At 36.0% G+C, this 12,946-nt stretch carries 12 protein-coding genes; 1 reads left to right on the top strand and 11 read right to left on the bottom strand.

What is annotated here, in order from left to right; translation table 11 throughout:
* Nucleotides 1-10 precede the first annotated feature (10 nt).
* Genes moaA through mqnP form a run of 3 tightly spaced genes read right to left on the bottom strand, consistent with a single transcriptional unit; the run spans nucleotide 11 to nucleotide 2,230 of the window.
* The gene (gene moaA, locus CGEO_RS01115; RefSeq protein ID WP_075493823.1) at nucleotides 11-979 is read right to left on the bottom strand and encodes a GTP 3',8-cyclase MoaA; all 969 of its coding nucleotides are present in this window, start codon (nucleotides 977-979) and stop codon (nucleotides 11-13) included.
* Between the two features lie 45 nt (nucleotides 980-1,024).
* Nucleotides 1,025-1,345, bottom strand: a complete 321-nt coding sequence (locus CGEO_RS01110) for a hypothetical protein (protein WP_075493825.1) — start codon at nucleotides 1,343-1,345, stop codon at nucleotides 1,025-1,027.
* Nucleotides 1,346-1,354: 9 nt separating this feature from the next.
* Nucleotides 1,355-2,230 (bottom strand): menaquinone biosynthesis prenyltransferase MqnP, encoded by an 876-nt coding sequence (mqnP, locus tag CGEO_RS01105; RefSeq protein WP_075493827.1) that lies wholly within the window; start codon nucleotides 2,228-2,230, stop codon nucleotides 1,355-1,357.
* Between the two features lie 95 nt (nucleotides 2,231-2,325).
* Between mqnP and miaA the strand changes: the two genes are divergently transcribed.
* Nucleotides 2,326-3,210 (top strand): tRNA (adenosine(37)-N6)-dimethylallyltransferase MiaA, encoded by an 885-nt coding sequence (gene miaA / locus CGEO_RS01100; protein ID WP_075493829.1) that lies wholly within the window; start codon nucleotides 2,326-2,328, stop codon nucleotides 3,208-3,210.
* On the opposite strand, the gene nuoN is transcribed toward miaA, so the two are convergent.
* Genes nuoN through CGEO_RS01060 form a run of 8 tightly spaced genes read right to left on the bottom strand, consistent with a single transcriptional unit; the run spans nucleotide 3,197 to nucleotide 12,946 of the window.
* A complete protein-coding gene (gene nuoN, locus CGEO_RS01095; RefSeq protein ID WP_075493831.1) occupies nucleotides 3,197-4,684 on the bottom strand; it encodes an NADH-quinone oxidoreductase subunit NuoN in 1,488 nt (495 codons plus the stop codon). The genes miaA and nuoN overlap by 14 nt on opposite strands.
* Nucleotides 4,674-6,206: an NADH-quinone oxidoreductase subunit M gene (locus CGEO_RS01090; RefSeq protein WP_075493833.1), complete on the bottom strand. Its 1,533-nt coding sequence runs from the start codon at nucleotides 6,204-6,206 to the stop codon at nucleotides 4,674-4,676. Before CGEO_RS01090 ends, nuoN begins: the two co-directional genes overlap by 11 nt.
* A gap of 9 nt (nucleotides 6,207-6,215) precedes the next feature.
* A complete protein-coding gene (nuoL, locus tag CGEO_RS01085; RefSeq protein ID WP_106380124.1) occupies nucleotides 6,216-8,048 on the bottom strand; it encodes an NADH-quinone oxidoreductase subunit L in 1,833 nt (610 codons plus the stop codon).
* Nucleotides 8,045-8,353: an NADH-quinone oxidoreductase subunit NuoK gene (nuoK, locus tag CGEO_RS01080; RefSeq protein WP_075493834.1), complete on the bottom strand. Its 309-nt coding sequence runs from the start codon at nucleotides 8,351-8,353 to the stop codon at nucleotides 8,045-8,047. The genes nuoL and nuoK overlap by 4 nt, the downstream gene beginning before the upstream one ends.
* Complete coding sequence (locus tag CGEO_RS01075) at nucleotides 8,350-8,883, bottom strand: NADH-quinone oxidoreductase subunit J (RefSeq protein WP_075493836.1); 534 nt, start codon at nucleotides 8,881-8,883, stop codon at nucleotides 8,350-8,352. Before CGEO_RS01075 ends, nuoK begins: the two co-directional genes overlap by 4 nt.
* A complete protein-coding gene (nuoI, locus tag CGEO_RS01070) occupies nucleotides 8,880-9,494 on the bottom strand; it encodes an NADH-quinone oxidoreductase subunit NuoI (RefSeq protein ID WP_082255627.1) in 615 nt (204 codons plus the stop codon). Before nuoI ends, CGEO_RS01075 begins: the two co-directional genes overlap by 4 nt.
* Before the next feature lie 3 nt (nucleotides 9,495-9,497).
* The gene (gene nuoH, locus CGEO_RS01065; RefSeq protein WP_075493840.1) at nucleotides 9,498-10,493 is read right to left on the bottom strand and encodes an NADH-quinone oxidoreductase subunit NuoH; all 996 of its coding nucleotides are present in this window, start codon (nucleotides 10,491-10,493) and stop codon (nucleotides 9,498-9,500) included.
* Nucleotides 10,490-12,946 carry an NADH-quinone oxidoreductase subunit G gene (locus CGEO_RS01060; RefSeq protein WP_075539878.1) on the bottom strand — a complete coding sequence of 819 codons (2,457 nt, stop codon included), beginning with the start codon at nucleotides 12,944-12,946 and terminating at the stop codon, nucleotides 10,490-10,492. The genes nuoH and CGEO_RS01060 overlap by 4 nt, the downstream gene beginning before the upstream one ends.

Below are 12,946 nucleotides of genomic sequence, written 5' to 3'. Positions count from 1 at the left end.
CCTCATAGGCTCAACCGCCAGTTTGATAAAAAGCTCGGTTTGAGACTTCATTTTCCTTAGCCGCTTCCCACTTGTTTTTTTGCGGTTTGTTTTGCAAAACTTTACGCAAAACTTCAGTTGCAGCAGCTATATCACCCTTTTTAATCGCATCTTTTATACTAAGCGCCTCTTCAAAATACAAACAAGGTATCAAAAGTCCCTCCGCACTTAGTCTAATCCTGTTACAACTATCGCAAAAATCGTGCTTGTGCGGATCGATTATACCAAATTTATATCCGTCATCTATCTCATACGAAGTTGATGGTGAATTTGGCGCTTTCCCAACCTCTTTTATGGTGTATTTTTTAGATATAATATCTAAAATCTCACTTGCTCTTAAACCCACTAACTCATCGTTTGCGTGAGTGTTTTCCATATATTCGATGTATCTTATCTCGCAATTTCGCTCTTTGGCAAACTCAAGCAGATAGACAAGCTCATCATCGTTAATCCCTTTTAAAGCCACAGTATTTATCTTGACCTTTAGCCCTGCTTTTAACGCCTCTTCAAGACCTTCTAAAACCTCATGCAAAACGCTTCTTTGTGCCAACATCGCCGCTTTTTGTGGCACTAAAGTATCAACTGACATATTTATACGTTTAAGTCCGGCCTCTTTTAAAAGTTTTGCATAGTGTTTTAAAAAAAATCCATTCGTCGTCAAAGCCAAATCAATATCAGGCGCATAATCGCTTATCATTTTAATAAATTTATCTATATCTTTTCTAACAAGTGGCTCGCCACCAGTTATGCGAATTTTTTTAACACCCTCGTCAATAGCAACTTTTACAAACAAAAAAAGCTCTTCATAGCTTAGTAAATTTTCATGCGGAACCCAGCTAAAAGGCGTTTTTGGCATACAATACTTACATCTGAAATTACATCTTTGAGTAACCGAAATCCTAAGATAGTCAACAACTCTTCCATACCCATCTATTAACATTTTTTATCCTTTAGTTGTGACATTTTATAGGAATTTTTTAAATGCCTACTCAACATTTTTCCTATCTTTTATGCTTTTTTTAACTAGCTCATCAATGCCTTTTAAAGAGTGAATGATAGGAGCGATTTTTTCCTCTACTTGCAAATCGATTTGCTCAGAAAAATCGCCTATATTTATCTCATCCATCACTTCTTTTAGCGCATTTATCTCTTTTTGAAGAGCAAAAATTCCATTCATATTATCAGTTACGATTTGATCAAATCTATCAAATTTAGCATCAGTTTGTTTATCTTTTATATAAAGTAAAATCAAAACTATCAAAAGCACAACACAAAGCCCTAAAATTATTATCGAATCCGCGTCCATAACCTCTCCTTAGTAGTTCCATAAATCAAAAAATATAAAACAAAAAAACATAATACCCAAATATCCATTAAGCGTAAAAAACGCCTTGTCGATTTTGTTAAAATCTTTTCTTACTATGCGGTGTTCTTGCCATAAAATCACCCCAGCAATCACCACGCCTAAATACGCCCAAAAGCCCAAATTTGCCGATATACAAAACAAAAACCAAAATATGATTGTAATGGCGTGAAAAAGGCTTGATATAAACATCGCCGCGTCACTTCCATAGCGAGATGGTATGCTAAAAAGTCCAGCGCTTTTATCATACTCTAAATCTTGAAGCGAGTAAAGCACATCAAAGCCACCCACCCAAAACATCACGCCCAAACACAGTAAAATCGACCAAAGTGGCACACTAGCACCTATCGCCACAGCTCCAGCAATCGGCGCAAGACCTAAACAAAGTCCTAAAACAAGGTGCGCGATTTCTGAAAATCTTTTAAAAACAGAATACCCACCCAAAATCAGTAAAATAGGAAAAGCAAGCTTAAATGCAAGTGAATTTATAAAGTATGCAACCACGAGAAAAATAACCGCATTTGCCACTATAAAAAGTAGTAAATTCCCACGTCCTATGCGCCCATCTACGCTTGGACGGTTTGCGCATCTTGGGTTTGGTCTATCGATATCTTCATCCATATATCTGTTAAACGCCATCGCAAAACTTCTTGCACTTACTGCGCATAAAACTCCTAAAACAAGAAGTTTTAGCCCAAACCACATAGAGCCATTCTCAAGCTTTGAAGCTGTTATCATCGCCACGAAGATAAACGGCAACGCAAAAACAGAGTGCTTAAAAACTATTAGCTCGTTTATGTCTTTTAAAACTTGTCTAAATTTTTCCATTTTTACCTTTCAATCTTTTATTTTATCAAATTTATAATAAAATATCCACTATTGATTTTACATTATGATAAAATTGCAAAATTTAAAGGAGATATATGTTTTTTGAATTTGCTATTGTTGGAACTACGGCTAGTGGAAAAAGCGACCTTGCACTAAATTTAGCTACTAAATTTAACTGTATTATCCTTAGTCTTGACTCGCTTTGTTTATATAAACAAATCGATATAGCAAGTGCTAAACCAAGTGCCGATGAGCTTAGTTTAGCTAAGCATTTTGGTATAGATTTAGTCTATCCAGATGAGCATTTTAGTGTTGGGGATTTTATAAAAGAGTATAAAAAAGCAAAAGAATTTGCTTTAAATTTAGATGTTCCACTTATCATAACTGGCGGAAGTGGTTTCTATCTAAAGACGATGTTAAGCGGACTGAGCCCTAAAATAGATGATGTAAAAACAACTCTTTCAAATGTTGAAATTTATGAGTTAATATCTAAATTTGACCCAGAGTTTAAAGCCAAATTTAGTCAAAATGACAGCTACCGGCTTTTAAAGTGGTATAGTATATATAAAACCACAGGGCGAATTCCGTCACTTTTTTTACGCGAGAATACAACGGCGCCAACTATATCAAATTTAGCAATTTTTGAGATAGAAAGTCCAAAAGAGTTTTTAAATGAACGCATTAAAACTCGCACAAAAAAGATGCTAGAAGCTGGACTTGTAGATGAAGCTGAATATCTGTTTAAAAAGTATGGAAAAGAGCAAAAAGCGCTTAATTGTATAGGTTTAAAAGAGTGCAAAGAGTTTTTAGATGAGAAGATTTCAAAAGATGAGTTAGAAAATCTTATCTCAACGCATACAATCCAGCTTGCCAAACGCCAACGCACATTTAACAAATCGCAGTTTAAAGATAAGATTTTACTAAATTTAGATGAGTTAGAAGCTCATTTAACAAAGCTTCTAAACTCTAAAACCCGCTAAAAATCACCATGTCATAAATTTGTGGAAGTATAAATTTAACAACGATTGGCGCTATAACACAAAGCACAGCACAAAGAGCTAAAATATACTTTAAAGTGTTGCTTAAATTTTCACTATACAACTTACTATCTTTGACAATCGGCTCTTTTAAAAACATCTCAACAACTACTCTTAAGTAGTAGTAAAGCGCAATGGCACTATTAACCGCCATTATCACAGCCAAAATTACAAAGCCAGAATTTACAGCCGCGCTCATAAGATACATCTTGCCCCAAAATACACTAAATGGCGGAATTCCAGCTAATGAGAGCATAAATATCGCCATCATTATAGCTGCACAAGGAGCTAGTTTTATAAGACCTGAAAATTTCTCATAAGGATACTCAAACCTATCATCCCAAATTTTACCATTATTGTGTGTAACCCAAAGCATGGTAAATGCACCTAAATTTGCAAAGACAAACATTATCCAGTATAAAAACAACCCAACACTTGCTTGAGTAGTTCCAATCACAATCGCTGCTAGTAAAAATCCAGCGTGAGAAACTGAGCTAAAAGCGAGCATTCTTTTAACATCTTTTTGCACAAGCGCAGCTACATTTGCTATGCTCATAGTTAAAACCGCTATGACATACAAAACGATTTCAACCCAAAAAACTCCACTCATCATCAAAGCGTTAAAAAGTCTAAGTGCAACAACAAAAGCTGCGACTTTTGGTACTATAGAGATAAATCCAGCAAGAGCTGCATTTGAGCCCTCATATACATCAGTAAGCCACGTATGAAATGGAATGAGTGAAATTTTAAATCCAATCGATGCGATTAGAAGCAGACAAGCCACATACAAACTCATACTCTCTTGTATGCTTGAACCTTTGATAATGCTTGCTATAGCGTGAATTTCAACACTTCCAGTTACTAGATAAAACATCGCTCCACCAAAGGCGAAAAACCCGGCACTAAGCGCACCCATGGTAAAATACTTAAGCGCTGCTTCGACTGCGAAGTTGTTATTTCTTAACGCAATTAACGTGTATAAAGCCAAACTCGAAGTTTCAAGTCCAACAAAAATCAAAATCAAACTATCGCTTGATACCATAAACTGATATCCAGCTATCATAAACAAAAATAGCGCGTAAAACTCTGGTTTTTCATACTCTTCATACTCTTTTGCACAAAGCGCAAGAGCTATAAAAAACGCAGATGCTAAAAGTATAATCAACATCGATAAAATCGCAACTCCATCAACCAACAGAAGGTTAAAAAACCCTCTAAAGCCTCCTGAGTATCCAGATACCAAACCAAAGTCTAACAAAAGTGCTAAAATGCTTATGCTAGTATAAAATTTCTTTGAAAGATTTTTATTTATCACGCTTAGGCATATGATTGCCACGGCAAAGGCGATAAGCAAAGCCATCGGTGCAATTGATGCTAAATTTAGCTTATCTAAATCAAAAACAACTTTATTTAACATCTAAGCTCCTTATGATGTTTGATTTTTCAAGGTAAGTTTTACTATCCATATGCTTGCTTTTTTCATACATCGAACTTATCTCTTGTTTAACGCTTGCGTTTATATCTTTTAAAAGCAAATTTGGATAAACCCCCAAAACTATGGTTAGTATAGCTATCGGAACAATCGCAAAAAGCTCTGTTTTGTTTAAATCTTTTAAATTTCTATTCTCTTCGTTTGTAACAGCACCAAAAAATGTCTTTTTATATAAATTTAAACTATAAATCGCACCCATTATAATGCCAAGTCCACCCAAAAATGCATATATTGGACTTGCTTTAAAAATTCCAATCAAGCTTAAAAACTCGCCCACAAAGCCGATTGTTAGCGGAAGTCCGATTGAGCCAAAAAGCACGATAGCAAACAAAGTCGCATATGTCGGCATAACTTTTGCAAGTCCACCAAAATCTCCTAAAAGCTTTGTATGACGTCTATCATAGATAAAGCCTACTAACATAAAAAGCCCTCCGCTGACGATACCATGACTTAACATCAAAAACACAGCTCCACTCACGCCCTCAACGCTCATAGAAAAAATTCCAAGCATTATAACGCCCATATGCGCGATTGAACTGTATGCGATAACTTGCTTGATATCTTTTTGCGCAAATGCGATGAATGATGTATATACAATCATTATGATTGCTATAACGCACATAAAATCGGCAAAATACACGCTCGCATCTGGAAAAAGCGGCAAAGAAAATCTCACAAAACCATAAGTTCCCATCTTAAGCAAAACCGCAGCTAGTAAAATCGAGCCAATCGTTGGCGCTTGACCGTGAGCGTATGGAAGCCAAGTATGAAATGGAAAGAGCGGAGTTTTAATCGCAAATGCGATTGAAAACGCTAAAAATAGCCAAATTTGGGTATTTAACGGAAGCGATAAATTTCTCCACTCAAGTATGTTAAAGCTATAACTTCCAGTATTTACATAGTAAAAATACGCCATTGAAACTATGCCAACTAGCATTAAAACAGAGCCAAAAAATGTGTATAAAAAGAACTTAACCGCCGCATAAACTCTCTTGCCACTTCCCCAAGAACCGATTATATAAAGCATAGGCAAAAGCGAAAGTTCCCAAAATATATAAAAAATAACAGCATCAAGGCTTAAAAACACGCCCATCATAGTCATTTCTAAAAACAAAATGCTTATAATTAAGTGTTTTAACCTGTCTGTGATAGTTAAACTTATAAGCCCGACAAAAGTCATAAATGCACTCAAAACAACCAAAAATAGGCTGATTCCATCAACTCCTAAAAAGTAGTTTATACCAAATTCTGGTATAAAACTAACCAATTCGCTAAATTTCTCGCCTGCTTTTAAAGAGGCAAATTCCGCCCACACAAAAAGAGTAAGACAAAACTCGATAAAACTTATACTTATAGCATAAGTTTTGATACTTTTTTCATCTATTATAAATGCAAAACAAGCAGCAAGTGCTGGAAAAAATATAACTAAACTTAATAAATGATCCATCTATTCCCCTTAAATCAAAAAAGCCAAAGCTAACATCACAGCAAACCCAACGACCATCCATCTTAACATAAAAGATAAATTTCCACTATTCATCTCATTTGTTATACTGCCTAGTTTAACAAGGCTATAGGCTATCGCATCGACTGACTTATCTATAAAAGCTTCATCCATTTTAGCAAATTGCTGGCTGATTTTATAATATCCTTTTACTAAAAATTTATCATAAAATTGCGGTATAAAATACTGATTTGATAAAATTTTATAAATTTTACTGTTTTCAATACTTGGTTTAAAAATCTCTTTTTTATAAGCAAAAATCGCAAAAATAGTGCTTAGCAAAACACAAACCAAAGTTAGCAAAATAAGCCCTAACGCTACATTATGCTCTATATCCATCTCATAATTTGGCAAAATTTTAGTAACCGCACTGTGAAATTTATGCTCAAAAAAACCGGCTATAATGGCTAAGATTCCAAGTGGAGCTAAGGCTATAAGCATAAAAATTTTGGCTTCGTGTGGGTGGTGTTCGTATTTTGGCTTACCAAAAAAGACAAGCATAATAAGTCTAAAGCTATAAAATGCCGTCATAATCGCACCAACTAATAAAACCGCCCATATCAAGTAGTTACCATCTGCAAATGCCGCTTCAAGAATTTTATCTTTTGAGAAAAATCCAGCAAACGGATAAAACCCAGCCAAAGCAAGCGAAGCGATTATCATTAAAATCGCAGTTGGACGCATAAATTTATAAAGACCACCCATTTTTTTGATATCAAGCTCATCATTCATCGCATGCATTACATTTCCGGCTCCTAAAAACAAAAGCGATTTAAAAAATGCATGTGTTACAAGATGAAAAAGCGCTATCCAGTAAGCTCCAAGACCCGCTGCTACAAACATATATCCAAGTTGTGAAAGAGTTGAATAAGCGATAATTTTTTTCAAATCTTTATGAACTAGTGCCATAGAAGCAGCAAAAACTGCAACAAAAGCACCAAGGTAAGCTATAAATTCACTAACTTGTGGAGCGGCTGAAAATATTTCATTAGCTCTAATCATCAAATAAACTCCAGCCGTTACCATAGTCGCAGCATGAATAAGCGCAGAAACCGGCGTTGGTCCAGCCATAGCATCTGCAAGCCAAGTATGAAACGGAAACTGAGCTGATTTACCCATCGCACCGATAAATAAAAACGCCCCCATCCATGCAACTACAAAGTGAGGTAAATTTGGCACAAGGGCAAAAACATCATCGTATTTTAAAGAGCCGGTGTATTTGTATATCATAAAAATTCCAAGCAACATTCCTAAGTCTGCAACTCTGTTCATGATAAATGCTTCGTTTGCGCACCAGCTAATGCCATCTCTTTCATACCAAAAGCCAATCAAAAGCCAAGAGCAAAGCCCAACACCTTCCCAGCCTATAAATAGTCCAACAAAGTTATCGCTCATCACTAAAACAAGCATTGAAAAGACAAAAAGCCCAAGATAGCTAAAAAATCTATTAAACCCAGCATCATGCTCCATATAGCCGATTGAATAAATATGAACTATGCTTGAAACTATCCCAACAGTTACCATCATAACAGCGCTTACAGTATCGATTATAAGACCATGGTCTAAATTTAAAAACCCAACATAGATAAAATCGCTTAAATACACAACTATATCGCCATCATTCGCAGCTATTTCAAGAAGCGCAAACGAACTAATGGTGCTAAGCACAATCAAAAAACTACAAATCACGCCTATGGCTACTGATTTTTTATACTGAGCGAAAATTCCAGCAAGCAAAGCCGATAAAAGAGGTGCAAAAAGAGCCGTTAAAACAAAAAACATCATCTATCTCTCCTCATATTTATCAAGCTATCAAGCTCAATTGAGCCATTTTTCTTATACCAAAGTATCAAAAGTCCAAGTCCAACAGCAACCTCACTAGCCGCAATCGCTATAATAAACATCGCAAAAACTTGCCCCGTTATATCCATATAATAGTGACTTATCGCTACAAAAGCGACATTTGCAGCATTTAGCAAAATTTCGGTAGAGAAAAAGAGCATGATAAAGTTTTTTCTTTTCATAACTCCAATCAAGCCTAAAACAAACATTATAATAGAAACCGCAAGGTAGTGATTTAACCCTATCATTGAGCATTCTCCTTAGCTAAAGCTTTCTTTTGCATATCTTTATGAGCCAAGATAATACCACATATCATAGCCACTAAGAGCATAACAGCAACTAACTCAAAAACAACCAAGTATTTTGTAAAAACGACTAGTCCTATAAGCTCTGTATTTCCCACGCCTTCTACTATGGCATACTCTGGTTTTAAATTTGTTCCAACAACTGGCGCTAAAATCATCAAGAAAAGCAAAAGCGCTGAAAAAATAGATAAAGAGTAAATTAGCTTGTAAGATTTTGTTTTCTCAGGCACTTCAACTTGAGCATCAAAAAACATCATAGAAAAGGCATATAGCACCATAACAGCGCCTGTGTAAACGATGATTTGAACGATGCCTAGAAACTCAGCATTTAACATAAAGAAAAATCCAGAGACAAAAATCATACCGCCAGCTAAGGCACTCATCGCATAAAGAGTTCTTTTAGAAAAAACGCTAATCGCAAACAAAGATATCGAAGTTATCGCAAAAAAATAAAAGCCCAAAATTTCTATCATTCTTTATCCTTTGACTCTTCTTTTTGTATATAAGATGTTGGAGTAAATTTAACCTTATCGCTACTATCGACTGGCAAACTTCCATAACCCTCAAATTCAACTTGATTTTTAAGCTCATCTTTTTTTGTTAAAAGATCGTTTTTAAAGCCATAGTAGGCTCTTTGCTCGCTTGAAAACTCATAATCCCCGCCATGAACTATAGCAAGCTCTGGACATACATCAGCACAAAGCCCACAGTAAACACAACGTCCAAAATTTATAGAGTAGTTTGAGACTTTTTTTCGCCCATCATCGCCTAAATGCGTATCCATCGCTATACAATTACTAACGCAAATTTTCTCACAAAGCCCACACCCAATACATCTTTCGTTCCCACTTTCAAGCACCCTTAAAAGCTTATGAACGCCTCTATATCTTGCATCTATTTGAACTTTTTCCATAGGATAAAACATCGTGTGATTGCTATCTTTTCTAACCATTTCACGAAAAACAACGCCAAGTCCTATAAAAAGTTCAGGTTTAAAAGTCCTTTTAACAAACCTTTTAAATTTATCCGAAGTTGATACTGGCGGTTTTGTGTTATCTACATTTATATATTTTCCCATACCCATCTCCTAAACTAAAACCAAGCCGGTTATAAATATCATAGCAAGCGATAGTGGCATCAAAACTTTCCAACAAAGCCACATAAGTTGATCTGCTCTTAAGTGAGGCCACGCAGCCCTTGTCCACAAGAAAAAGAAGAAGAAAAAGCTAGCTTTTAAAATCATCATAATCCCACCAGGTATAAACCACATCGAGTTAAACCCACCTAAAAATATAAGCGCCATAAGGATAGAGTAAGTTATGATATTTGCATACTCTGCTATAAAAAATATACCAAATCTCATACCGCTATACACAGTCGTACATCCACCAACTAACTCTGAATCATTTTCAGTAAGACAAAGTGGAGTTCTGTTACACTCTACAAAGCTTGCTATTAAAAAGACTATAAAACAGACTGGCTGAGTCCAGATAAACCAGTTGCCAACACCGCCACTTTGGGCGTTTACAATATCGATAATAGAAAGAGAGCCAACCATCATAACAATCGGAATCAAACTAAGCCCATTGATAACTTCAAAACTGATTAGCTGCAAAACACTTCTCATTGAGCCAAGTAAGCTCCATTTATTGTAGCTTGCAAGACCACCGATAAGCAGTCCATACACACAAGTTGAACTAGCACCTAAAACAAACAAAACGCCAATGCCAATGTCGCTAAGTATAGGATAAACTGTATGTCCAAAAAGCGTAAATTCAGGCAAGAATGGTATCGGAGCCATCGCCGCAAACGCACCAGCTGAAGATATAAAAGGCGCTATCATGAAAATAAATCTATTTGCACCAGCCGGAACGGTATCTTCTTTAGTAAAAAGCTTTATCATATCAGCAACAACTTGTCCAACCCCAGCAGGTCCAACCATCCAAGGTCCAATACGCCTTTGCATATATGCTAAAACCTTTCTTTCAGCATACGTGCCAAGTCCAGCCAAAGTCGCTATGACCGCTAAAATAACTAACGCCTTTATCGCTGTTTCTAAAAGAAAAAATGCAGTATCACTCACGCCTGGCTCCTTTGTATCGTAACGCTACTATATCTTGATGTAAAAAATCCGCTAATATCGATTTTATCATCAAAAAATGGCAAATACGCCCCTTGTATATCCTTATCAAGCTCAACGCTTAAAGCAAGTTCTAACTCATCTTTTTTGATAATGACAACATCGCTATCTTTTAAAGAATTTGCCTCTAAAAACTCTTTTCCAGCATAAAGTTTTGCTGTTTGCATAAGCGCACTTGCACGGTTGCTAAATTTAGAAAACTGCCCGATAGGATTTGCTTTATAGATGATAACCTCATCTAAATTTGGGTTTAAATTCTCTATTTCAAACTCATCATCGCACGCTTCAAAACTCTTGCTTTCTAGCTTATATCCACGGTGGTTTACCCCGCCATTATCGTAGAAATTTTCTAAATCATCAAATTTAATCTTTTTAAAACCCTCACCTAAATTTGGCGTGTAGTCGATAGTGTTTTCAAACTCCAAGCCAAGACATTTTGCTATATCATTTAACTCAAATCCATGATAATCAAGCGCTGGATGAGTTGGCACAACTCTAAGATCTAAGTTTGTAAAAGTTCCTTCTTGCTCATTTAAAGCTGGCGCGTCTAAGTCTGCTTTTAAGCTACTAAAAACAACATCGCCCTTTTCGTTATATCCAAAAGTTTTACCACTTTGCTCTTCGCCAAGTTCGCATATCATCGCAACTCCGAGCGAATTTGTTCTAGGAGGAATTATCAAAACTTTAAACTGAGTATATCGTTGAACTAAACCAGTAAGTTTAGCCAAAGTGCTAGCGTTTTTACTAGTTATAAAATCCTCTCCTATGACTAGAGTAAATTTCTCTTTTTTCTCAAGTAGTTTTTCTAGCGCATCTTCATCTAAATTTAGAGCTTTTGCGTAGGTTGAAAATTTAGCATCGATTAGCTCTTTTTCTTTTACGATAACCTCTTTTTCAACTTCTTCTTCTATCTCTTTTTCTTCGCCGTTTTCATCTTTTATCTTCTTCTTGACAAGCGAAGTTTGTTTAACTTTTTTACTAACTTCAACCTCTTTTTTAGCGTTTTCAAACGCGCTTAAAAGTCTATCTTCTAGCCATTTTGGCAGATTTTTACCAAATTTTTGAAGTATGAAAAGCAGGATTTCTATATCTAAATTTGGCGAGTGGTTGCAACTTAGTAAATTTTTAGAATATCCCTCAACAACCGCGTCTTTTAGGGGATGAAAGTAAATCGCACTTGCTTTATTTATCTTTAAGGCATTGTTTAACTTATAGCCCACATTTGGCGCATCATGGCGCAAGAACGAACCAGCACTAATGATAAAATCAGCCTCTTTTACGCTATCAAAATCGCCATTATAAAGGCTACTTCCAGCAAATTTAGAAAACTCTTTTAAGAAATTTTGATACGCTTTAGCTTCATCATTTATCAAATTTAGCTCAAATTTATCTTTTAAAATCGATAGAATTCTCGCCTCTTCGTTGGTTATAAAACTATTAAATTTGATATTTTTTATCCTGCCACTTTTAAAACCATCAACTATGCGCTCAAGCACGATTCTATCTTTTCTGCTCTCATCTTTGTTAAAGTCATAGCCAAATCTTGCAGCCTTGTTTAACTCGCCAAAATCATAGTCTGAACTTACGCGATAAATTTTGTGCTTTCTGTTTTCGATACTCGTTGGTTTTACATCATAATATATTAGCTCGCAATCGCTTGAATGCGGGTTTGAAGCTGAAATTTTCTTAAGCTCCCACGCGTTTGATCTATACTGAAACCTAGAACCAACCAAAGCGCCAACCGGACAAACCGCCGTACACTCACCACAATCACTACAATCAAGCGAGCCATCAGCACTGTTTGGAGCGATAAGATTTTTTTGAAATTTGTTCCAAACCGCATAAGCCTCTTTTGGCATCGTATCTTTTAAACTTTTCTCAAGCGCATCCCCACCTCTAGGCACGGTTTTAAGGGCATTATCGCCTATTTTATCTTTACATACTGTTATACAACGCTCGCAAACTATACAAAGCGCTGGGTCATAGTGTATCAAACCCCAATCCTGCGCTGGTTTATGCGTATCTTTTATGCTATAAATTTGCTCATCTACACCCATATGATAGACAAAATTTTGAAGCTCACACTCGCCACTTTGATCGCACACTCCACATTCTAGTGGGTGATTTATACAGTAAGTTTGCATGATGGCTTTTCGCTCGCTTGCTATTTGTTCGTTGTCTGTTATGACAACCATTCCATCTTTTGCTTTTGCATTACAGCTATAAACTCTCTTATCATCAGCTTCAACCATGCAAAGCCTACACGCTAAAGTTGGCGAACATCCACTAAGATAGCAAATCGCAGGTATAAAAATCCCATTTCTCCTTGCTATAGCTAAAATATACTCGCCCTCGTTGCATTCGCAAATTTTACCATTTATAGTTATTTTTGCCAT

The sequence above is a fragment of the Campylobacter geochelonis genome (genome assembly GCF_013201685.1).
Lineage (GTDB): Bacteria > Campylobacterota > Campylobacteria > Campylobacterales > Campylobacteraceae > Campylobacter_B > Campylobacter_B geochelonis.
Note: the sequence above shows the minus strand (reverse complement) of the source record. Positions and strands in the feature narration are given on the sequence as shown.